This is a genomic window from Bacillus sp. RC240, from assembly GCF_044907945.1.
Lineage (GTDB): Bacteria > Bacillota > Bacilli > Bacillales > Bacillaceae_G > Bacillus_A > Bacillus_A mycoides.
The window spans coordinates 16,425-37,870 of record NZ_JBIYCT010000007.1 but is presented as its reverse complement, the minus strand read 5'-3'; the positions used below and the strand labels follow the sequence as shown (position 1 = coordinate 37,870).

Annotated in this window: 23 protein-coding genes; 16 read left to right on the top strand and 7 right to left on the bottom strand. The window is 35.7% G+C overall.

The genetic code is table 11. The features are described 5' to 3' along the window. Window positions 1–185 precede the first annotated feature (185 nt). From ABH955_RS20885 to ABH955_RS20830, 12 genes are all read left to right on the top strand, one after another. Window positions 186–1,436 (top strand): serine hydrolase domain-containing protein, encoded by a 1,251-nt coding sequence (locus ABH955_RS20885; protein ID WP_002010295.1) that lies wholly within the window; start codon window positions 186–188, stop codon window positions 1,434–1,436. Window positions 1,437–1,522: 86 nt separating this feature from the next. Continuing rightward, complete coding sequence (locus tag ABH955_RS20880; protein ID WP_002029609.1) at window positions 1,523–2,338, top strand: hypothetical protein; 816 nt, start codon at window positions 1,523–1,525, stop codon at window positions 2,336–2,338. Between the two features lie 169 nt (window positions 2,339–2,507). Next, window positions 2,508–2,909 carry an LSm family protein gene (locus ABH955_RS20875; RefSeq protein WP_050000840.1) on the top strand — a complete coding sequence of 134 codons (402 nt, stop codon included), beginning with the start codon at window positions 2,508–2,510 and terminating at the stop codon, window positions 2,907–2,909. A gap of 16 nt (window positions 2,910–2,925) precedes the next feature. Continuing rightward, complete coding sequence (locus tag ABH955_RS20870; protein WP_002029614.1) at window positions 2,926–3,120, top strand: LSm family protein; 195 nt, start codon at window positions 2,926–2,928, stop codon at window positions 3,118–3,120. A gap of 13 nt (window positions 3,121–3,133) precedes the next feature. Beyond that, entirely contained in the window at window positions 3,134–4,681 is a 1,548-nt protein-coding gene (locus ABH955_RS20865) for a glycosyltransferase family 2 protein (protein WP_050000841.1), read from the top strand. Beyond that, window positions 4,671–5,915: a nucleotide sugar dehydrogenase gene (locus tag ABH955_RS20860; RefSeq protein WP_404449273.1), complete on the top strand. Its 1,245-nt coding sequence runs from the start codon at window positions 4,671–4,673 to the stop codon at window positions 5,913–5,915. The genes ABH955_RS20865 and ABH955_RS20860 overlap by 11 nt, the downstream gene beginning before the upstream one ends. After that, on the top strand, window positions 5,912–6,877 hold the full coding sequence (locus tag ABH955_RS20855) for an NAD-dependent epimerase/dehydratase family protein (RefSeq protein ID WP_002140285.1): 966 nt from the start codon (window positions 5,912–5,914) through the stop codon (window positions 6,875–6,877). The genes ABH955_RS20860 and ABH955_RS20855 overlap by 4 nt, the downstream gene beginning before the upstream one ends. Continuing rightward, window positions 6,870–8,414, top strand: a complete 1,545-nt coding sequence (locus ABH955_RS20850; protein ID WP_404491619.1) for a glycosyltransferase family 2 protein — start codon at window positions 6,870–6,872, stop codon at window positions 8,412–8,414. Before ABH955_RS20855 ends, ABH955_RS20850 begins: the two co-directional genes overlap by 8 nt. Next, window positions 8,386–8,604 (top strand): hypothetical protein, encoded by a 219-nt coding sequence (locus tag ABH955_RS20845; protein WP_002125049.1) that lies wholly within the window; start codon window positions 8,386–8,388, stop codon window positions 8,602–8,604. Before ABH955_RS20850 ends, ABH955_RS20845 begins: the two co-directional genes overlap by 29 nt. 152 nt (window positions 8,605–8,756) lie before the next feature. Next, on the top strand, window positions 8,757–11,006 hold the full coding sequence (gene pflB / locus ABH955_RS20840) for a formate C-acetyltransferase (protein ID WP_404449270.1): 2,250 nt from the start codon (window positions 8,757–8,759) through the stop codon (window positions 11,004–11,006). Between the two features lie 69 nt (window positions 11,007–11,075). After that, entirely contained in the window at window positions 11,076–11,807 is a 732-nt protein-coding gene (gene pflA, locus ABH955_RS20835) for a pyruvate formate-lyase-activating protein (protein WP_002010313.1), read from the top strand. Window positions 11,808–12,218: 411 nt separating this feature from the next. Next, window positions 12,219–13,385 carry a diglucosyl diacylglycerol synthase gene (locus ABH955_RS20830; protein ID WP_404457945.1) on the top strand — a complete coding sequence of 389 codons (1,167 nt, stop codon included), beginning with the start codon at window positions 12,219–12,221 and terminating at the stop codon, window positions 13,383–13,385. Window positions 13,386–13,910: 525 nt separating this feature from the next. On the opposite strand, the gene ABH955_RS20825 is transcribed toward ABH955_RS20830, so the two are convergent. The 4 genes from ABH955_RS20825 to ABH955_RS20810 all read right to left on the bottom strand — a co-directional run bounded on the left by ABH955_RS20825 (window position 13,911) and on the right by ABH955_RS20810 (window position 17,122). Continuing rightward, entirely contained in the window at window positions 13,911–14,030 is a 120-nt protein-coding gene (locus tag ABH955_RS20825) for a YfhE family protein (RefSeq protein WP_078178179.1), read from the bottom strand. A 110-nt stretch (window positions 14,031–14,140) separates the two neighbouring features. Next, a complete protein-coding gene (locus ABH955_RS20820; RefSeq protein ID WP_002091129.1) occupies window positions 14,141–14,698 on the bottom strand; it encodes a GNAT family N-acetyltransferase in 558 nt (185 codons plus the stop codon). Between the two features lie 240 nt (window positions 14,699–14,938). After that, window positions 14,939–16,069, bottom strand: coding sequence for an amidohydrolase (locus ABH955_RS20815; RefSeq protein WP_002010318.1), 1,131 nt, complete (start codon window positions 16,067–16,069; stop codon window positions 14,939–14,941). A gap of 147 nt (window positions 16,070–16,216) precedes the next feature. Beyond that, the gene (locus ABH955_RS20810) at window positions 16,217–17,122 is read right to left on the bottom strand and encodes a TIGR01777 family oxidoreductase (RefSeq protein WP_002140287.1); all 906 of its coding nucleotides are present in this window, start codon (window positions 17,120–17,122) and stop codon (window positions 16,217–16,219) included. Between the two features lie 81 nt (window positions 17,123–17,203). On the opposite strand from ABH955_RS20810, the gene recX reads away from it, so the two are divergent. Then, the gene (recX, locus tag ABH955_RS20805) at window positions 17,204–18,016 is read left to right on the top strand and encodes a recombination regulator RecX (protein ID WP_002125056.1); all 813 of its coding nucleotides are present in this window, start codon (window positions 17,204–17,206) and stop codon (window positions 18,014–18,016) included. A 9-nt stretch (window positions 18,017–18,025) separates the two neighbouring features. Then, window positions 18,026–18,343 carry a YfhH family protein gene (locus ABH955_RS20800; protein ID WP_002010323.1) on the top strand — a complete coding sequence of 106 codons (318 nt, stop codon included), beginning with the start codon at window positions 18,026–18,028 and terminating at the stop codon, window positions 18,341–18,343. A gap of 62 nt (window positions 18,344–18,405) precedes the next feature. Here the strand turns inward: ABH955_RS20800 and ABH955_RS20795 are convergent, their stop codons facing one another. Beyond that, the gene (locus tag ABH955_RS20795) at window positions 18,406–18,558 is read right to left on the bottom strand and encodes a YpzG family protein (protein WP_002010325.1); all 153 of its coding nucleotides are present in this window, start codon (window positions 18,556–18,558) and stop codon (window positions 18,406–18,408) included. Between the two features lie 32 nt (window positions 18,559–18,590). Then, complete coding sequence (locus ABH955_RS20790) at window positions 18,591–18,749, bottom strand: small, acid-soluble spore protein K (RefSeq protein ID WP_002125059.1); 159 nt, start codon at window positions 18,747–18,749, stop codon at window positions 18,591–18,593. A 122-nt stretch (window positions 18,750–18,871) separates the two neighbouring features. Here ABH955_RS20790 and ABH955_RS20785 point away from each other — a divergent pair, with 122 nt between their 5' ends. Beyond that, window positions 18,872–19,138 (top strand): YfhJ family protein, encoded by a 267-nt coding sequence (locus ABH955_RS20785; protein WP_002010328.1) that lies wholly within the window; start codon window positions 18,872–18,874, stop codon window positions 19,136–19,138. Between the two features lie 24 nt (window positions 19,139–19,162). Here ABH955_RS20785 and ABH955_RS20780 read toward each other — a convergent pair whose 3' ends face one another. Next, window positions 19,163–20,143, bottom strand: coding sequence for a metal-dependent hydrolase (locus ABH955_RS20780; RefSeq protein ID WP_002125060.1), 981 nt, complete (start codon window positions 20,141–20,143; stop codon window positions 19,163–19,165). A 149-nt stretch (window positions 20,144–20,292) separates the two neighbouring features. Between ABH955_RS20780 and mutY the strand changes: the two genes are divergently transcribed. After that, complete coding sequence (gene mutY / locus ABH955_RS20775) at window positions 20,293–21,390, top strand: A/G-specific adenine glycosylase (RefSeq protein WP_002091125.1); 1,098 nt, start codon at window positions 20,293–20,295, stop codon at window positions 21,388–21,390. Window positions 21,391–21,446: the final 56 nt, after the last annotated feature.

Genomic DNA, 21,446 nt, shown 5'->3' with positions numbered 1-21,446 from the left:
TTAAAGGGAATCTTACTTTTGTAAATTTTCTTTTTCTTTTTTATACATATAGGTTGGTAATATGTTCAGCGCGTGATAAAGTAGGGATGACATAGAATGGAATGTCTATAATCTATTGAAATGATTTGGAGAAAGTCTTGTGTAGATGAATTAAATTATCGGTAAATAAGGGGAAAAAGGTAATCATGGATCAGGAAAAAAATACTGTTAATGGGAAAGTACGTCGTCCGATTGTATACATAAAAAGAACAATCATTCTCGTCCTACTATTTTCACTTGTATATTTCATGTATACAAAAATTGTTGCGCATAATAAAAAAGAGGAAACTTTAAAAGCAGCAGCAGAAATGAAGAAGCAAGAAGAGATAAAAAAGATAGAAGAAGTGAAAAGGCAAGAAGCTGAAAAACAAAGAAAACAAAAAGAACAGGAAGAACAGATAAAACAGGCGCAAGTTATAGAGAAACCTGCTGAGGGACCGCCTCAAGAAATTAATGAAAACGCTCAATTGGATCAATATTTACAGAGCATGGGATTTAGTGGGACAGCTGTTATTGTGAAGAATGGGAAAGTTCTTGTGAATAAAGGATACGGCATGGCTAATAAAGAGAAGCAAGTGCCGAATAATTCAGAGACGACCTTTTATATTGGCTCTATTTCAAAGGCATTTGTAGCGACGGCTATTATGCAACTCAAAGATCAAAATAAGTTGCAAGTAGAGGATACGGTTGCAAAGTATATTCCAGATTTTCCGCAAGGTAATAGCATTCAGCTAAAACATTTATTAACACATACATCAGGGATTCCAGAGTATGAGCAGGGAAAAGAAGATATTTCTCATGAAGAGTTGATAAAACGAATAGGAAACCAAAAGCGTATTGCAGGACCAGGAGAGAAATGGAAGTATTCAGATTCGAACTACTCTATACTTGCTTACATTGCTGAGAAGGTAAGTGGACAGTCGCTCGAAGAATATATAAAACAACATATTTTTGCGACTGCGGGTATGAAACATTCTGGTTTCGGTACAGCGTTGGAACAAACAAGATTCCCATCAACGGGTTATAAAATAGTGAATAACAATATGACAACACCTAATATTCCGAGCATGTCACAACTATATGGTTGTGGTGATATATATACGAGCGCGCATGATTTATATTTATTTAATGAAGCACTCTTTTCTGGAAAATTAATTTCAAAAGAGAGTTATAATCAAATGTTTACAGCCGTGAAAAAGGATTATGGATTTGGCTGGTATGTAGATCCAGGAAGCTATTCAAATCACGGTGTAATGCCAGGTTGGAATTGCTTAAATGGTTTTAGTAAAAATGGTAGTGTATATGTGGTTTTATTATCTAACATTCAAAATAACATTAAATCATTTGGTAAAGTGAATAACGACATTTATACGATGTTACGAAATATAGAAGTGTAAAAGACTGTCCTTTTGGATAGTTTTTTTTGCATTGAGGAAATATATGTGCGGTGCGATAATGAAATAAATGGAAAAGGGGGAGGTTTATGAGTATACATAAGCATCATGCACGCAATGCGAAACGAACTTTGTTTATAGCTATCATTGTATGGATTATCGTTGTAATTGGATTAGTTATGGAATATAAAAAAGGAACAATATTCACTTCAGATAAAGAAATTCTGAAATTAATAGGTATTTTGCTACCAGCGTTTGGATTACTAATATATAGTTTTATAGAAAAACGAAGAGCAAAAATGCTTAGACAGGATAATTGTAATATAGGGAGCTCTAGATTATTTGAACAACAAAAGTTCGTTGTTCGTAGAGAGGTAGGGGTATTTCAAGTAATAACGTACTTTGGATTAGATGGCAGTGCAGTAGGGTTTTTAAAAGAAGAGTATAATTCCGTTATTCAAAGTATATGGAAAGGTGCACTTTCTTTTCTTTTTAAGGGACTACATAAGCAACAATTTTATTTATATAATCAATCGGGAGAAAGGTTGCTGCGTGTTCAAAAGAAGATGGGCGTGCGTAACTTCTATATATTTTATAGTGTAAATGGAAAGAAAATTGGAGAGTTGAAACAAGTACTAAGTTTAACAAAATGGGAATGGATATTTTTAGAGATGAATGGTAAGGAAATTGGTAAAGTGACTGGGGACTTTTCAGCAACAATGCAGAAAATAGACTGGCAAGATGGAACACATATTGATGTGAAAGAAGATGGTATTCCGTTAGAAGCTGCAAAATATTTTTCGGCAAGTGGTGGATCCCTTGTTACAGCTTCTATATCCGGACAAGCAGAATTATCAAGAGCGGTATATTACGGCGTAGCTGCCATTGTGACAATTAAAAATTAAAGATTAACAAAGAGATAGATGGGAAACCATCTATCTTTTTTTATGCTCTGAAACAATTATTTCTTTTAGAAAATGTATGTCTTACCTATCACAAAAAAAGCCTGTTTTGTATAGATTAAGATGTATGGATGTATTTTTTATAATTTAAAAATAATAGGAGGAGAAGTGTATGTGTCTGTTCGGTAAGTATTGGAAAAAGTTATCGAGATTGTTTAATAGACAATTAGATTATTTTTTAGATAATAAGTTACTGCCTGCTGTGGAACGACTTTTATTTTCACAAAACTTTGCGAGATTTATTCAAAGAAATTCTAAGCAAGCTACGGAAGAGTTTATAGAATCAAGTCAATTTCAATCTATTATTTGTAACATTTTAAAAGAATGCAATACATCACCTTTTAAGGAAATTGCAAAGCAATATTTAGGTAAAAACGTAGAAATTACTGTGACAGTTGGACAGTTAATAGGTGTTATTGTAGCAGTTGGTGACGATTTCTTAACGCTGCAAGAAGGAATAGGAACTGAAGTTTTATTACCATTTACAAGTATTATATCAATGAAAGAAGTGTAAGAAAGGAGACTTATATATGTTATTTACTGATGAATTGCGTAACCATGTTGGTGAATTAGTGCAAGTTGTGACAGCTGTTGAAATTGTTGCAGGTATTCTTTTATCTGTTACGGACGGGGCAGTAAGTGTTCGTACATCTCCTTCTTATGGACCACCTGAAGATGTACTTGTGCGTATTCCTATTATTGCTTATGTTCGCTTGGAAGGGTAAGAGTGATACAAGTATGAGAATATCAGTTGTTATTCCAGCGCATAATGAAGCAAGTACTTTATCACAAGTTTTAGTAGAAGTGGAGAAGCTGAAGCCGTATGAAATTATTGTAGTAGATAATGGATCGACAGATGGAACGAATGAAGTCGCATTACAGCATAGTTGCCATGTGATTTATTATAAACATTCTCTTGGTAATGATGTAGGAAGGGCAATTGGAGCTAGAGAAGCAAAAGGTGAAATTGTATTGTTTTTAGATGGTGACATCGTTATTGAGAGTAAAGAGCTACAACGTTTCGTGAAAGGAGTTCAGCAAGGGCACCAAATTGTTGTGAATAATTTAACATGGTCTGTTTATTTAAAGATGAGACCACACTATACGACAGTTGGAAAATTCATGTTGAATCGTTATTTGAATAAAAAAGAGCTTGTTGTTGGTTCTTTAATCGCAATTCCACATGCGATGAGTAGGGAAATTATTCAGAATCTTGGGTGGTGGAACTTAGCAGATCCAGCGCTATTTCAAGCGATGGCGATGTCTAGAGGAGTAGATATTGTCGATATGGCTTCGGTTGATGTAATTCATACAAATAAAGTTCGTCCTGTGCATACTGGTACATCACCTGGTTCTCCTTATCCGAAAGCGACTAGTCGCATTATGGGCGATCATTTACGTGCTTTGCAATACGTAATCGAAACATATGGTAAACGTGGCGGTTTTTCGGAGGGAAACAGGGATAGAGAGTTTATAGGGAAGTATAAACCAGTTTTATTACAAAAGGAAAAAGCGAAATACAGTGCTATTATACCCGTATCAGAAGAAAAAATGACTATAAGATCTGTCATACAGGAAGTGAAAAAAGCAGGTGTAGATGAAATTATAGTTGTTGCGAATGGAGCAGATGCCGAGACAATTAAACAAGCAAAGCTAGAGAATGTTATTGTAGTTGAATTCGCGAAGGCACTTGGACATAATGTAGCACGAGCGATAGGGGCTATGCATGCTACGGCAGATATTTGTTTATTTGTTGATGGTGATTTTGCTATACCGGCAAAAAAGCTAATTCCATTTTTGCATGCTATTGAAGACGGAAATGATGTGGCGTTAAATGATTTGCAATGTTTGTTAGATATGTTTCACCCGGCAGATCCAATTAGTATGGGGAAATATTTCGTGAATTTGGTAGCGAAACGACCAGATTTATGGAACAATTCATTAACGGCAGTGCCACATGCTATGCATAAAAAGGTAATAGAGAAAATTGGATATGATTCTCTTATCATTCCACCACTAGCTCAAATGAAAGCTATTTTAGAAGAATGCTCTATTACAGCAGTGGAATTTGTAGATGTTATAAAAACAAATCGAGTACGTCCAGAGCAGCATGGGTTTGTAAATGGACGAATTCCTGCATTCGATCGTATTTTCGGTGATCAGCTTGAGGCGATTGCTTATTTATTACAACATACGAATGAGCGCGGGAGTTTTACAGACGGAGAAAGGGATAGAGATATAATACTACAATTGAGAAGGGAAGAAGAGAATATAGATGAATGCTAGTAGTAAAGTAACCATTATTGGATTAGGATATGTTGGCCTTCCTTTAGCGGTCCTTTTTGCAGAAAGAGGACATGCTGTACTGGGATTAGATAAAGATACTAGGAAGATAGAATCAATAATTAAAGGAGAAAGTTATATTCCTGATGTTTCTTCTAAAGTATTACAAGGCTTAATAAACGAAAGAAGATTAATAGTGAATACACCAGATAAAGGTGTTGCGGATTTTAAGCGTAGCGATTATGTTATTGTGACCGTGCCAACCCCAATTAATGAGCAGAAAGAACCAGATTTAAGTGCCCTCATTTCAGCCTCCCATTATATACAACAAAACCTTCAAAAAGGACAAACCTTCATTTTTGAAAGCTCCACATATCCAGGTACACTGGAGGAAGTTATCATTCCGATTATTTCTCAAACAGGTAAAAAGGTAGGAGAAGATTATTATATTGGGTATTCTCCAGAGCGAATTGATCCAGCGAATAGCCAGTATTCAGTTGAAACAATTCCAAAAGTTATTAGTGGACAAACCGAGCAGTGTAAACAAAAAGTACAGGATTTGTATAGCACTATATTTGATGTAGTCGTTCCAGTTAGCTCTCCGAAAGTGGCCGAGATGTGTAAGCTATTTGAAAATATTCAGCGCTTAGTTAATATTTCATTAGTAAATGAGTTAAATATACTTTGTGAAAGTTTGAATATTAATTTTTATGAGGTGCTTGAAGCGGCATCTACAAAACCGTTTGGATTTACTCCGTATTGGCCAGGACCAGGAATAGGAGGACACTGTATTCCGGTAGATCCTTTATATTTTCAATGGAGAATAAGAAAGGCTGGAGCAATTAGTCAATTAATTGAGGCAGCACATGTAATTAATGAAGAAATGCCAGCGAAAATAATCGGGAAAGTAAAAGGTGTGGTGCAATCACCCGCAACGGTTTTAATAGTAGGGATTGCATATAAGAAAGATGTAAATGATTTGAGAGAATCACCGGCGTTGCCAATTATTCAATTATTAATAAAAGAAGGATACAAGATAGAATATCATGATCCGTATATTTCTACAGCGAAAATTGGAGATACACTATATCAATCTGTTCCATTAGATGAAAAAAGAATTAAACAAGCAGATTGTATTTTAATTGTAACGGATCACTCTAGTATCGATTGGAATCTTTTTAAAGGGATTGAGCGATTAATAGATACACGTGGAATCGTAAAGAAGGTGAGTGTATGAGTGAAAAATGTTTAATTACAGGTGGAGCAGGATTTATTGGTTCGCATTTAGCTGAAGAGTTGGTGAAAAGAGGTTATGAAGTTACTATTGTGGATAACTTCTATAAAGGAAAAAATAAATATCATAATGAGTTAATGAAAGAGCTCCGGGTTATTCCAATAAGCGTTTTAGATAAAAATTCAATTTATGAATTAGTGAATCAACATGATGTGGTGTTTCATTTAGCTGCAATTTTGGGAGTCAAAACTACAATGGAAAAAAGTGTAGAGCTTATTGAAACAAATTTCGATGGAACGAGAAATATTTTACAAGCAGCGTTAAAAGGGAAGAAGAAAGTAGTATTTGCATCTACTTCTGAAGTATATGGAAAGGGAGAGCCGCCATTCTCTGAAGAAGGAGATCGTTTATACGGTGCAACTTCCAAAATACGTTGGAGTTATGCAATTTGTAAAACGTTAGAGGAAACATTATGTTTAGGGTACGCATTAGAAGGTTTACCTGTAACGATTGTTCGTTATTTTAATATTTATGGTCCAAGAGCGAAAGATGGTCCGTACGCAGGAGTAATTCCACGATTTATTCGTGCGGCTTTGCAAGGTGACGATATTCTCGTGTATGGAGATGGAAAGCAGACACGCTGCTTTACGTATGTAAGTGATGCGGTCGAGGCAACAATTCGTGCAATGGATGAGAAGGTAAATGGTGAAATTATTAATATAGGTTCTGAGAATGAAAAAAATATAAGGGTAGTAGCGGAAGATATAAAAAAATTAACGAAGTCTATTTCCAAAATTGTGCACGTTCCATTTGAGGAAGTATATCCACATGGATTTGAAGAGATTCCAAATAGAAGACCAGACGTAACGAAATTAAGAGAACTCGTTCAGTTTCAAGCGAAAGTAACGTGGGAACAAGGATTGAAAGAAACTATTAAATGGTTTCGTGAAGAAAACAATGGCTAAGTCGTTATCAGTTATTATTCCCGTATGTAATGAAGTGGATACGATTTCAGATGTGGTTCAATCGGTAAAACCATTGAATCCAGTAGAGATTATTGTAGTAGCAAATGGTTGTAATGATGGTACAGAAGCGATTGCTGAGAGCTTAGGATGTACAGTAATCCAGCATAAAGAGTCACTTGGTAACGACGTTGGACGCGCAGTTGGTGCAAAACATGCGATAGGTGATGTATTACTGTTTGTAGATGGAGATTTTGCTATTCAAACTTCAAAATTACAATTATTCCTTAATCCGATTTTGCATGATCAGGCGGACATCGTTTTAAATAATTTGGACGCATTATTTTTAAAGAAACAAAAACCGCACTCCGTGACAGTATGGCGCCAAATATTAAATGCAATGTTAGAGCGTGAAGAATTAAAAATTGATTCTTTATTATCTGTACCTCATGCGCTGACGAAGGAAGTTGTGCAAAGTATTGGAGACGAATGTTTTGTTAATCCTATTGTGGCTCATCTACGCCTAGCACAAAGTAAATGGAGAATTAGTCGTCATTGTGCAATTGACGTTATTACGCCAAATAAATTTCGTCCATTCGAGCATGCTGCATATGGCACGGATCTTTCTCAATCTGAAAAACGAATGATAGGTGATCATATAGAAGCTGTAGCAGAGCGGATATTAGGCAGCGATGGGCGCGGAGGATATTATGATGGAAATAGGAAAAGAGAGAGTGTCTATCATACTCTAAATTTTGAAGATTTTTATCAAGGATGGGGCGTTACATCTAATTTGTATAAAGGAGAGCAATTATCGGTAATTATTCCTGTGCAAAATGAAGAGAAAACAATTGGAAACGTTATAGAAGAGCTTCGCAAAATTGAACCTTTTGAAATCATCGTTGTTGTAAATGGTTCGTCCGATAAAACGGCAACAATTGCAAAAGACAAGGGAGCAACAACAATTGTGTATAAAGAAGCACTTGGAAACGATGTGGGGCGTTCGCTTGGAACTTATTTTGCAAAAGGAGAAATTGTTTTATTTATAGACGGTGACTTTGTTATTCCAGCTAGTGAGCTATATCCCTTTGCAAAAGCTATTGCAGATGGAACGGATGTCGCATTAAATGATTTAAATCATTATTTAGATTTGAGAGTACCACTTCATCTTGTAACAGCATTTAAATATGCATTAAATTTAGCTTGTGATAGAAAAGATTTAGGAGTAGGCTCTCTTATTGCTGTACCTAATGCGTTTAGTCGTACTTGTTTGAAGGAAATAGGGTATAAATCATTATTGTCACCTTGTGTAGCACAAGTGAAAGCTGTACTTTCAGGTTTTGAAATTGCTTGTGTAAGTCGTGTCGATGTTGATAAGATGAACCGTATTCGTCCCAGTGAACATTTCGCAAAAATAGGTCATCCTCCAGCTGTCCTTCGAATTATTGGTGATCATATAGAAGGATTAGAGCAATTAATTGGATTAACAAACAGTCGTGGTGGATTTTACGATGGAAATAGAAAAAGAGATGTTTTATAGTGGTAACAAAAAAAGTGTACAACGTATGTACACTTTTTTGCTCTGTTATAAAAACTATAACAGATTAGGAGATAAGAGTATTACAGCTCTACAATGGGTATCGTTCTTATATTACAAAATAGGACTCGTATATAAGAATACCAAAAAAATACAATTAAAGAAAGGGTTAATTCTAAAGAGTTTTATATGAGGTTAACACTATGTATGTAGTAGTTTGCTCAACATTTCACAAACATGTCACAACTATTTCGTCCACTTCCGAAAAAAAGTAGTATTCTAAGTGTGTAAGCTGTTATATAAAAAAACGTAGTCCTGTACTAATCAAAAATGGAGGAGATTAGGATGACTCAAGTATTAGAAAATGTAAAAAGCGCGTGGGAAAACTTTAAAGGTGAAAAATGGAAAGCAGAGATTGATGTTCGCGATTTCATTTTAAATAATGTAAACGTTTACGATGGAGAAGACTCTTTCTTAGCGGAAGCAACTGAAGCAACGAAACAACTTTGGGATCAAGTAATGGATTTAACAACAAAGGAACGTGAAAACGGTGGCGTTCTTGATATGGATACAAAAATTGTTTCTTCTATTACATCACATGAACCAGGATATTTAAATAAAGATATTGAAAAAGTGGTCGGTTTCCAAACTGATAAACCATTTAAACGTTCTTTACAACCATATGGTGGTATTCGTATGGCAGAACAAGCTTGTGAAGCGTATGGATATGAAATGGATAAAGAACTTAGCAAGATTTTCAGAGACTGGCGTAAAACTCATAATCAAGGTGTATTTGATGCATACACACCAGAAATGAAAGCGGCTCGTAAATCAGGTGTTATTACTGGTCTTCCAGATGCGTATGGACGTGGACGTATTATCGGTGACTATCGCCGCGTAGCGCTATATGGTATAGATCATTTAATTGAAGCGAAAAAAGCTGATTATAATTTAACTGGCGGTGTAATGAGCGAAGATACAATGCGTTTACGTGAAGAATTATCTGAGCAAATGCGTGCACTTCAAGAGTTAAAACAGATGGCTGCTTCTCATGGATTCGATATTTCTAAGCCAGCTACAAATGCACAAGAGGCCTTCCAATGGTTATACTTTGCTTATCTTGCAGCAATTAAAGAGCAAAATGGGGCAGCAATGAGCCTTGGACGTACCTCTACATTCTTAGATGTTTACATTGAAAGAGATTTAGCAAATGGTACTTTAACAGAAGAAAAAGCACAAGAAATTGTTGACCATTTCATTATGAAATTACGTCTTGTGAAATTTGCAAGAACACCTGATTATAATGAACTATTCTCTGGAGATCCAACTTGGGTAACTGAATCTATCGGTGGTATGGCGTTAGACGGTCGTCCGTTAGTAACAAAAAACTCATTCCGTTTCTTGCATACATTAGATAATTTAGGACCAGCACCAGAACCAAACTTAACAGTTCTTTGGTCTAAACAATTACCAGAGAACTTTAAAAACTACTGTGCAAAAATGTCTATTAAAACATCAGCAATTCAATACGAAAATGATGACATTATGCGTGCTGACTACGGTGATGACTACGGTATTGCTTGTTGTGTATCAGCAATGAGAATTGGTAAACAAATGCAGTTCTTCGGAGCACGTGCAAACTTAGCGAAAGCATTACTATATGCGGTTAACGGTGGTAAAGATGAAAAGTCAAAAGCACAAGTTGGTCCTGAATACGCACCAATTACTTCTGAAGTATTAGATTATGAAGAAGTTATGCGTAAATTCGATATGACAATGGAATGGTTAGCTGGTCTATACTTAAATACATTAAATGTAATTCACTATATGCACGATAAATATAGCTATGAACGTATTGAAATGGCACTTCACGATACAAATGTTCTTCGTACAATGGCAACAGGTATCGCTGGATTATCTGTAGTAGCAGACTCTTTAAGTGCAATTAAATATGCACAAGTAAAACCAATTCGTGATGAAAATGGTATTGCAGTTGATTTCGAAATTGAGGGAGATTTCCCTAAATACGGTAACAATGATGATCGTGTAGATGAAATCGCAGTAAATCTTGTGAAAACATTTATGAACAAGATTCGCAAACATAAAACATACCGTAATTCTGTTCATACAATGTCAATCTTAACAATCACATCTAACGTTGTATACGGTAAGAAAACTGGTAACACTCCAGATGGACGTCGTACTGGAGAACCATTTGCACCGGGCGCAAACCCAATGCATGGCCGTGATACAAAAGGTGCATTAGCATCATTATTATCTGTAGCTAAATTACCATATGAAGATGCACAAGATGGTATTTCAAATACATTCTCTATTATTCCAAAAGCACTTGGTAAAGAAGATGATGTACAAGTACGCAACTTAGTATCTATGCTTGATGGATATGCAATAAAAGAAGGACACCACTTAAATATTAACGTATTTAACCGTGAAACATTAATGGATGCAATGGAGCATCCTGAAAAATATCCACAATTAACAATTCGTGTATCTGGTTACGCTGTTAACTTTATTAAATTAACTCGTGAACAACAAATTGATGTAATAAACCGTACAATGCATGAAAGCATGTAAGTGAAAAAAGTGTCCCTCCGCTTTTAATATATAGCGGAGGGAGGCTGTTTCAATAAAGGAGGAAGTAACATGGTAAAAGGAAGAATACATTCTGTAGAGTCTTGTGGTACTGTTGATGGCCCAGGGATTCGTTATGTCATATTTACACAAGGGTGTTTATTACGTTGTCAATATTGTCATAATGCTGATACATGGGAAATCGGTAAAGGTAAAGAAATAACAGTTGAAGAAGTGATGCAGGATGTGACATGTTACCTTCCATTTATTGAAGCTTCTGGAGGCGGTATAACAGTTAGCGGTGGAGAGCCACTATTACAGCTAGACTTCTTAACCCAGTTGTTTAAAAAGTGCAAAGAAGCTGGTATCCATACAACAATCGATTCTTCTGGCGGTTGTTATTCTGAAGAACCAGAATTCCAAAATAAGCTAGATATTTTAATGGAGTATACAGATTTAGTTTTATTGGATTTGAAGCATATTGATTCAAAGAAACATCGTAAATTAACAGGGAAACCAAATGAACACATTTTACAATTTGCTCGTTATTTATCGGATAGAAAGAAACCAATTTGGGTAAGACATGTATTGGTTCCCGGCGTTACCGATGGTGAAGAGGATTTGCAAAAATTATCAAACTTTATTCAAAGTCTATCTAATGTTAAGAAAGTGGAAGTGCTGCCATATCATAAGCTCGGTGTTTATAAATGGGAGGCACTTGGACATAAGTATCCACTTGCGGATGTGAATCCACCGACAGAAGAAAATGTTGAACATGCAAAACATATTTTACAAGCAGTCTAACCTAAACATTTGGTTAGGCTTTTTGTTTCTTCATAATAAAATCTAGAGTATATATTTAGAAAAGAGTATACTGAAAAGGGAATATCCATATTTTTGTAAAGAATAAGCGGAGAAATTTACATAATTGTAAAGGGAAATCAAAATAGTAAAAAGAATTAAGAAGTAAAAGAGTGAGTATTATGGAATATAGAACATTTGTAAGTTATTGCGAAAGCTCTTATAGGAAAGTATAATGTAAAGATATGAGCACAGATAGGATTAAGGGGTCAATCTTATATGCTTTGCATATCCACGACAGATACATAGCTAACAGGAAAGTATTAGAATCCGAGTATGTAGTTTTTAAGGAAAATGTTTTTCCTATTGTCGTATATGCAATATGGAGAAACAAAAAGCTAGGAGTGGATTTGTTTGATAAAAAACCCCAAGGTTTTAATATTAACTGCACATTACGGTAACGGTCATGTGCAAGTGGCAAAAACATTAGAACAAACATTTCGTCAAAAAGGAATCGAAGATGTAATTGTATGCGACTTGTTTGGAGAATCACATCCAGTTATAACCGATATTACAAAATATTTATATTTAAAAAGCTATACGGTAGGAAAAGAATTATATCGTTTGTTTTATTATGGTGTAGAGAAAATTTATGATAAAAAAATAGCATCTTGGTATGCGAATTTTGGGAGAAAGCGTTTGAAGACGCTATTACAGGTGGAGAAACCGGATATTGTTATTAATACCTTTCCAATCATCGCTGTACCAGAATTGAAAAAGCAAATAGGTATTTCTATTCCTGTTTATAACGTATTAACGGATTTTTGCGTGCATAAAATATGGATCCATCGAGAAGTAGATCGTTATTTTGTAGCAACCGATCATGTGAAAAAAGTGATGGTTGATATCGGTGTACCTGCAGAACAAATTGTTGAAACAGGGATTCCGATTCGTAGCAGTTTTGAGCTAAAGATAAATCCAGCAATTATATATAATAAATATCAGTTATGTAAGGATAAAAAGATGTTACTAATTGTAGCAGGTGCTCATGGTGTGCTAGGGAGTGTAAAAGAGCTATGCCAGTCATTTATGTCAGTACCAAACTTACAAGTAGTTGTCGTTTGTGGGAAAAACGAAGCTTTAAAGCAGGATTTAATGGAACTACAGGAACAAGGTTCTGATGCTTTAAAAGTATTTGGTTATGTTGAAAACATTGATGAATTGTTCCGTGTTACTTCTTGTATGATTACGAAGCCAGGTGGTATTACATTAAGCGAAGCAGCTGCATTACAAGTACCTGTCATTTTATATAAACCTGTCCCAGGACAAGAGAATGAAAATGCGTTGTATTTTGAAAAAAAAGGGGCTGCAGTTGTAATTCGTGATGATAGTGAAGTTTTTGCAAAAACAGAGGCGTTATTACAAGATGATATGAAGCTTCTTCAGATGAAAGAAGCAATGAAAAATATTTATCGTCCTGAGCCAGCTGGTCATATTGTGGATACAATTTTGGCAGAAAATCATGCAGAGCCGAATCATATACCTATTAAATCACCAGTTCTTGCCGAATCTTTTACTTAATATGAAACCCTCTTTTAAGCATTTAAAGAGGGTTTTTTTTATTGTTGTAAAAAAAATAAACGTGAATTATTAACTTATCCCGCTATTTGTGGGCAGTAAGACCCCTACCTCAAAATTCAGCGAAAGCAAAGAAGTTAGGTGGGGATTAACTGCCCGCAAAAGCCCGATTGGTGAGGGCTAATAATCAGTGGGGATAAACAAAACTTCCACTGATTAAAGTTTCACTTTATCCACAAAGGATTACGCTTTCATTAGACAGTAAAATCGGAATATTAACAGCTATATCCACATAATCCACAATTTTTAGAAAATTATCCACAATTCTCACGTTTAGAATTCATTTAAATAAATGAATTCGTAAAATACTTTTGTAATTTATGCACAATTCTACGGTTTTTGTGGATAAGGTTGTCCACAAAAAAGGTTCCTTATAAATAAGGAACCTTTTTTGCTAATTCATTGGAAAATCTTATGTAATGAAACTGAATAATTAGGGGGGAAACCTTCTAATTATTCAGTTTCACTTTAAATACTTTTTGAGCGATAGCCCGCTGCACGATCTGCTTTTCGAAATTCTCGCTGATAGAGAACTTCTTGTGTACTAGATAATGTGTTTTTTGCTTTATCATGTTTCTTTTTATCCATTACAAATCACCTCGTGTCCTAAAGTCACTATCTATCGTTTCCAAAGACATGGGGTGATATACATATATGTCAAACTAGTAATGATTGATTATTATTTCTGAATTTTTAGATTACGCTTCTTTTAATTGGTGTGCTTCTTGGAATGTTGTATCTCGCATTGTTGCAAGTGTATACTGATCTTTTGGAATTTCATATAAATTATATACTTCTTCATGCGCGTTAATTTCATCATAAACGGCTTTTCTTGTTTCGTTTGCTAGATTTACATATTGTAGTTTTTCGGCAGCTTTAATAGACCGAATATTTATTTTACGAATACGCATAAAAATCGTTTCAATATCTAATTCATAGAAAAGTTCGCTAAAAAATGAATCTTTCGCCAATTTATTATATCCTTTACCATGATATGGTTTGCCAAGCCAAGTTCCGAGGAATCCAGCTTTTTCTTGCACATCAAATAAAGTAATTGTGCCGATGGGGTTACCCCATTCATCTAAAATTGTGCGTGAGATTAATTCTCCACGCTCTTCGGCTTCGATTGTTTGTTTCGTTAAAAATAAATATTCTTCATAAGAATAGGCCTTTTGACGCACAAAAGGGAAGACAGCAGGATCCACCATTAATTCGTATAGAACGTGGCTGTCGTGTAAGTCGCGTTTTTTCAACACACTAACTCCTCCTCACACGAGGGTAGCATGACGAAAAAGCACCCACCCTCGAAATTTTTATATCAATCTTTAAAAAATTTCGGGGTGGGAATCGAACCCACTAGAACCAGTTTCTAACGCTGGTGGCGCACCATTTGCCTTCCCCATTCATCAATTTGAAAATGATAATCACGACACAAATTGATTATGGTTTCATTCAGTTTATAATCGTATAATACTGTATCTAGTCAAAAAAATAAACTAGTTTTTTTTATTTTTTTTGTAAATTATTTTTCCGTCAATCATAGTGAGTACAGGCTTGGCTAAATAATGGAAAGGATGATGTGTCCATAACACGAGGTCAGCATCTTTTCCAACATCAATGCTTCCAATTCTATCCTCCAAACGTAAATTTCGAGCTGGGAAAATAGTGATTCCTTCCAACGCTGTTTTCTCATCTAATCCTTCTCTTACTGCAATGGCAGCGCAAACATTTAAATATTGAATTGGTGTATAAGGGTGGTCGGTTGTAATAGAAACTTCTACTCCATTTTTCGATAAAATATGATAAGTATCCCACGTTTTGTTTTTAAGTTCGATTTTCGAACGTCGCGTAAGAGTAGGTCCAACTGAAACTTTTAAATTGTGTTTCGAAAGCTCTTCAACAATAAAGTGTCCTTCTGTACAATGTTCAATACGTAAATCAAGATTGAATTCTGTCGCAAAGCGTAAAGCTGAAGTGATATCATCTGCGCGGTGAGCGTGGATACGTACCGGTATTTCTCGGCGGAGTGCTTTTAAAATAGGTAGCATTCGAAAATCAGCTTCATGCCCGTAGTGTTGTGCGTCATAGAATGATTCACGAAGTAACCCCATAATTCCCATACGTGTTATTGATTCTTTTGTACCGTTACTATGGAACTTTTTAGGGTTTTCTCCAAAGGCAATTTTTAAACCAGCAGGTTCCTGAATAATCATATGATCTATGCAAGTTCCAGCAGTTTTTATTACGCAAGTAGTACCGCCGATAATGTTTTGGCTTCCGGGCATCACGTGAACAGTCGTAACACCATTTTGTACAGCGTCTTGAAATGCAATATCAAAAGGATGAATCCCGTCTAAAGAACGGATATGTGGTGTTGAAACTTCGGATGTTTCATTTGCATCATTACCAGCCCAACCAGTACCTTCATCGTAGAGGCCAAGGTGAGTATGAACATCAATAAATCCAGGCAAGAGATGAAGAGCTCGTGCATCTATAACGGTCATATCCTGAGTAGTATCAATATGAGGTTTGACCGCGGCAATGCGTTCTCCTATAACGAGTACATCTCCTTGAAACTTTTGGGATGTAATAGGATATACAATGGCTTGTTTGAGCAATATTTTCATAGAGACCTCATTTCCGTCACCTTGTAATGTGTAGAATAGGTTTAGACAAAGTAACTGAAAGGTTTTTCGTGTAGTAATGCTCCGGTGTTTAAAAAGTAAGAAGTCTTGGAGGAGATAGACTACCCGTAAAACTGTATTTTAAAAGTACTACATTGTATGCAAGAGGATATTTTGTAATGCATGGTTAACTGTTGGAAATGTGTATTGATATCCATGTTTAATAGCTTTATTGGGTAATACATGTTGCCCTTCTAATACAAGTATACTCATCTCACCGAGTAAAGCGCGAAGTACAAATGAAGGAACAGGTAGCCAATGAGGTCGCCTAGTTATAGTGGCAATAATTTCACCGAACTCTTTCATCCGTATTGGCGTTGGCGCTGTAATATTAAAAGGTCCGTCAATTTCTTTTTTGTGAATGATGAAATCAATCATGCGAACGACATCGTCTATATGAATCCATGATAACCATTGGTTTCCAGATCCAAGTGTACCGCCGATATATAATTGATAGGGAAGTAGCATTTTTGGAAGAGCTCCTCCATCTGCGCCTAATACGACTCCAAATCTTGTGTAGACAGTTCTTATTCCAATGGAGCGGGCTTTAGATGCTTCTTGCTCCCACAAATATACTGTGTTTGCTAAAAAGTCATCTCCTGGAGTCTCTTGCTGTTCTGTAAAAGATTCGGTTTCAGATGTCCCATAGTATCCAATGGCACTTGCATTAATAAATGTGTGTGGCTTTGTTTCAAGTGTTTGTAATTGTTTAATGAGTCCTTTTGTTGTTTGAATTCTACTGTTTAAAATTGATTCTTTTTGTTTTTTTGTCCATCTACTATTAATAGATTCTCCGGCTAGATTAATAACTACATCGATAGAGGAGAGAGGGAAGGTCTGTAAATCCGGTGTCCACTGTACGTATTGAAGGTTAGTGTGTGAAGTTTCAGCAATTTTTTTTCGAGTAAGAATGTAAACAGTAAATCCCTTTTGAATAAAAAAACTAGAAAGGGATTTGCCTATAAAGCCAGAGCCACCAGAAATTGCGATTTTCACAATCATTTCCTCCTCATTATATATATTCTTGAAAAGAAAAAACGTTCCTTGACTATGTTAAAATAATAGAGAGGTGAGAGTATGACTGTCATTACAAAAATAGAAGTGCAAAAACGATCGAAAGAACGATTTAATATTTATATTGATAAAGGTCAAGGCGAAGAGTACGGGTTTAGTGTGAATCAATCAATCTTAATGAAACATGGGTTACAAAAAGGCTTAGAAATTGATGAAGTAGCGTTAGGGAATATTTTGTACAATGAAGAGGTACAAAAAGCATATTTACAAGCGATTTCCTATTTATCCTATCAAATGAGAACAAAACAAGAAATAGAAGATTTCTTACGAAAAAAAGAAGTGGGACAGGCCATCATCTCTGAAGTCGTTTCGAAATTATTACATGATCGATATATTAATGATAAAGAGTACGCTATTTCATACGTGCGAACGCAAAGTAATGTGAATCAAAAAGGTCCAACTGTTATTAGGAGAGGGCTATTAAGTAAAGGTGTTCAGGATTTAATCATTACACATAGTTTACAAGAGTATCCAAAGGAGAAGCAAATGGAGAATGCTTTGTTTCTTATAGAAAAGAAGAAAAAATCTTATCAAAAGCATTCATTTTTACAAATGAAGCTAAAGTTAGATGAAATGCTTGTTCGTAAAGGATATTCTAGAGATGTGATTCAAATTTGCTTGGAAGAATTGAAAGACGAAAAAGATGACGAACAGCAAGAAGAAGCGTTACACTATCATGGGAATAAATATTATGAGAAATATAAGAAGTATGATGGTTGGACATTCGAAAATAAGGTGAAGCAAGCGTTATATCGAAAAGGATTCTCTATTGATGAGATAGATATATTTTTACAAATGAAACGTGAAGAGGGATGAGGAAATAAGATGGGTACGCCAAAACGCTATAGTGAAATGACACCACATGAGCTAAGGGAAGAAATTGGGGTTTTGAAGGAGCAAGCAGTAAAGGCTGAGCAACTTGGAATTGTAAATGAATTCGATGTATTAATGAGAAAAATGGCTATGGCTCGTGCTTATATGATAGATATAAATAAATTCCATATTGGTGAGACATATGAATTAGTAGAAGAACCTGGTGTGGTATTTAAAATTACGTATTTCAATGGGGTATTTGCTTGGGGATATAAGCAACATGATAATGAAGAGATTGGAATACCAATTTCCTTGCTACAAGAAAAATAAAAACCAGAGAGCGAATCTCTCTGGTTTTCATCTTTGGTAGGCGTTAAAGGAGATAGGAGATTCTAAAATTGGCGTTTTTTACATTCGTTTGCCAGTATAATGAGAGACTGGGTTTGTTGCGTCTGTCCGTTAACTTGCGCCTTCGCATGTTTTGGACGAGTCCACGTATGGTTAAATAATTCAGAACGACGATCTAAATGGTCACGGTAGCTCATCTTTATCACCTCGTGTAGGAATTTAATTTGTACTACTCTTCCTGCTGATTTGCAGCACGCATACGCTCTTGTGGGTGCGTGTTAATTGTGCCGTTAGGTCGTTTCGAAGCGAAGCGTGATTTCGCTTTCGGTTGACTGTCGATTTTGCTGTTGTTTTTTGACTCAGACCAAAATTCGGCTTGTCTACCCATTAAGAACGCCCCCTCATTATCAGTTGATACCTCTTTAAGAAGTATCACTTATAGAATGTGCAAAATAGAAGAAACTATCCTTTAGAAATTAAGGGAATAAATAGGTAAAAGGAGAATAGAACATGAATGATATTTATGAAACATTAACGAAAGAATTATTAGATAAAAATGACAACCTTTCTTACGCACAAGCTCGTGCATGGGTTGAATTACTGTGGGAAGACTTCCGAACAACTTATGCTAAATCAGGTCGTTACCAAGGTGAGGAAATGACTGAACAAGTGGTACGAACATGGGTTAATAATCATGGAGGGCGCCTTCATGAAATGCGTACAAATAATCCGAAGTATAGCCATTTAATCAATCAAGAAGATCATTTGAAACATTAAAAAAAGCGACGTAGGTCGCTTTTTTTAATGTGGAAGCAATTCCAGTTTCTTTCGAAGTTTCTCTTCGCTGAAAATCCATCCTGTATATGAACTAATAATATTTAAATTTTGATCGAGCTGAACGATTGCGACGAATGGATAATAATCTTTACTTCGATACCGCAAATCAATAAATCGAACTTCATAATAGTTATCATAATCGAAAATATCCCAGCGATATACAGGCGAGAAAGATAAGAAAGCAGATATATTTTCATCTCGCACAGCGGCTTGCATAATGGCGGTATTCGGGAACGGTACGCGATTAAATTTATCGTATACAAGGATGTTACCGCGGTGCCATCTTGCTACGTAGTAATGTTCAGTTGTAACGACGGCTAAATGATAATGATAAAATTTGTAAGAAGGAGAAATAATTACTTTCTCTACATTTTTGAAACGTTTGTATACTACACTTTTAATATTTCGATGCATCATAATGCGGCCGATATAGTAAACAAACATTAATATATACGCTGCTAAAGCAGTATAGCCTTTATGTGCTCCGACAAGCATACAGGCGATAGCAAGTATATGGATAAAGAAAATGACAGTATCAAACGTATTAATTATGCCGAGCGCTACCCATTTTTTTGTGAAGGGCCTTAATGCCTGTGTACCATAGGCATTGAAAATATCCACAAAGACATGAAGAAAGACGGCAATAAATGACCAAAGTAGTAGATGCAGATAGGGAGCGTCTGAAAAGAAGGCGAAAGAGATGCCACTTATAAGGAGTGACCAAAGGATCACTGCAGGGATGGAATGAGTAATCCCGCGATGATTTCTTATATATTTAGCGTTATTACGCAATTTTAAAACTGTATCGATGTCAGGAATATTGGAACCGGCAATTGTTGCAAGCATCACTGCTTGTGGCCCAATATCACTTTGTGCTATAGCTGGATCTAATGTTGCCAAACTGCCTAGAGTAACGCCCATAACAAGGTGAGTGGCTGTGTCCATAGAAATCCACCTCCGTTTTTTATTAATGTAACTCTTTTTATTCGATACCTCAAGTCCTTTGCCTTCTATTTCCTATGTCATCTTACTTAAATTTTTTCCTAAAATCTTTATAATAGTACGTATATGCAAAAAAATGAGGGGGATCAAGTTTGACACTTGAAATATTAAATGAGTTTAACATAGAACAGTTTCAAAATGATTTAATTGGTTGGTTTGAAAAAGAACAACGTGATTTACCGTGGCGAAAAAATAAAGATCCATACCGTGTTTGGGTTTCAGAAATTATGTTACAGCAAACAAGGGTAGAGGCTGTAAAACCATATTACGCAAATTTTATGGGGAAGTTTCCTACGCTTGAAGCGCTAGCAACTGCCGATGATGAAGAAGTATTAAAAGCATGGGAAGGCTTAGGTTATTATTCTAGAGCACGAAATTTACATGCTGCAGTAAAAGAGGTAAAAGAAGTATACGGCGGGACAGTACCGAGCGATGTAAAGAAAATTGAAAAATTAAAAGGAGTGGGACCATATACAAAAGGTGCCATTTTAAGTATTGCATATGGCATACCAGAGCCAGCGGTTGATGGAAATGTTATGCGCGTATTATCTCGTATTTTATCAGTGTGGGATGATATTGCAAAACCGAAAACGAGAAAAGTTTTTGAAGAGATTGTGCGTGAAATTATTTCTATAGAAAATCCATCTTATTTTAACCAAGGTTTGATGGAATTAGGGGCATTAATTTGTATACCGAAAAATCCATCTTGTTTACTTTGTCCTGTACGTGAACATTGCAGAGGGTATGCTGAAGGTGTTCAAAAAGAACTACCAGTGAAGAGTAAAGCGAAAGCACCTACAATGGTACCGCTCGTTGCGGGAGTACTTCAAACTGAAGATGGCCGTTACGTAATTAATAAACGCCCAAGTACGGGATTACTGGCTAATATGTGGGAGTTCCCGAATATTGAACTAAGTGAAGGTATTCGTAATCAAAAACAACAGCTTACGGATTATATGAAGGAGAGCTTTGATCTCTCTGTTTCTATTGATGAATACGCGATGAATGTACAACATACTTTTACACATCGTACTTGGGATATCTTCATATTTTACGGAAAAGTAACAGGTAATATTGTCGAAACGGATACATTAAAGTTTGTATCGAAAGAAGCGTTTGAACAGTTACCTTTCTCGAAATCACATCGTACAATTTACGAAAAGTGTGTTGAGAAAATTACAATGCAGTAAAGTGAAACTTTAATCAGTGGGGGGTTTCTTCATCCCCCACTGATTATTAGCCCTCA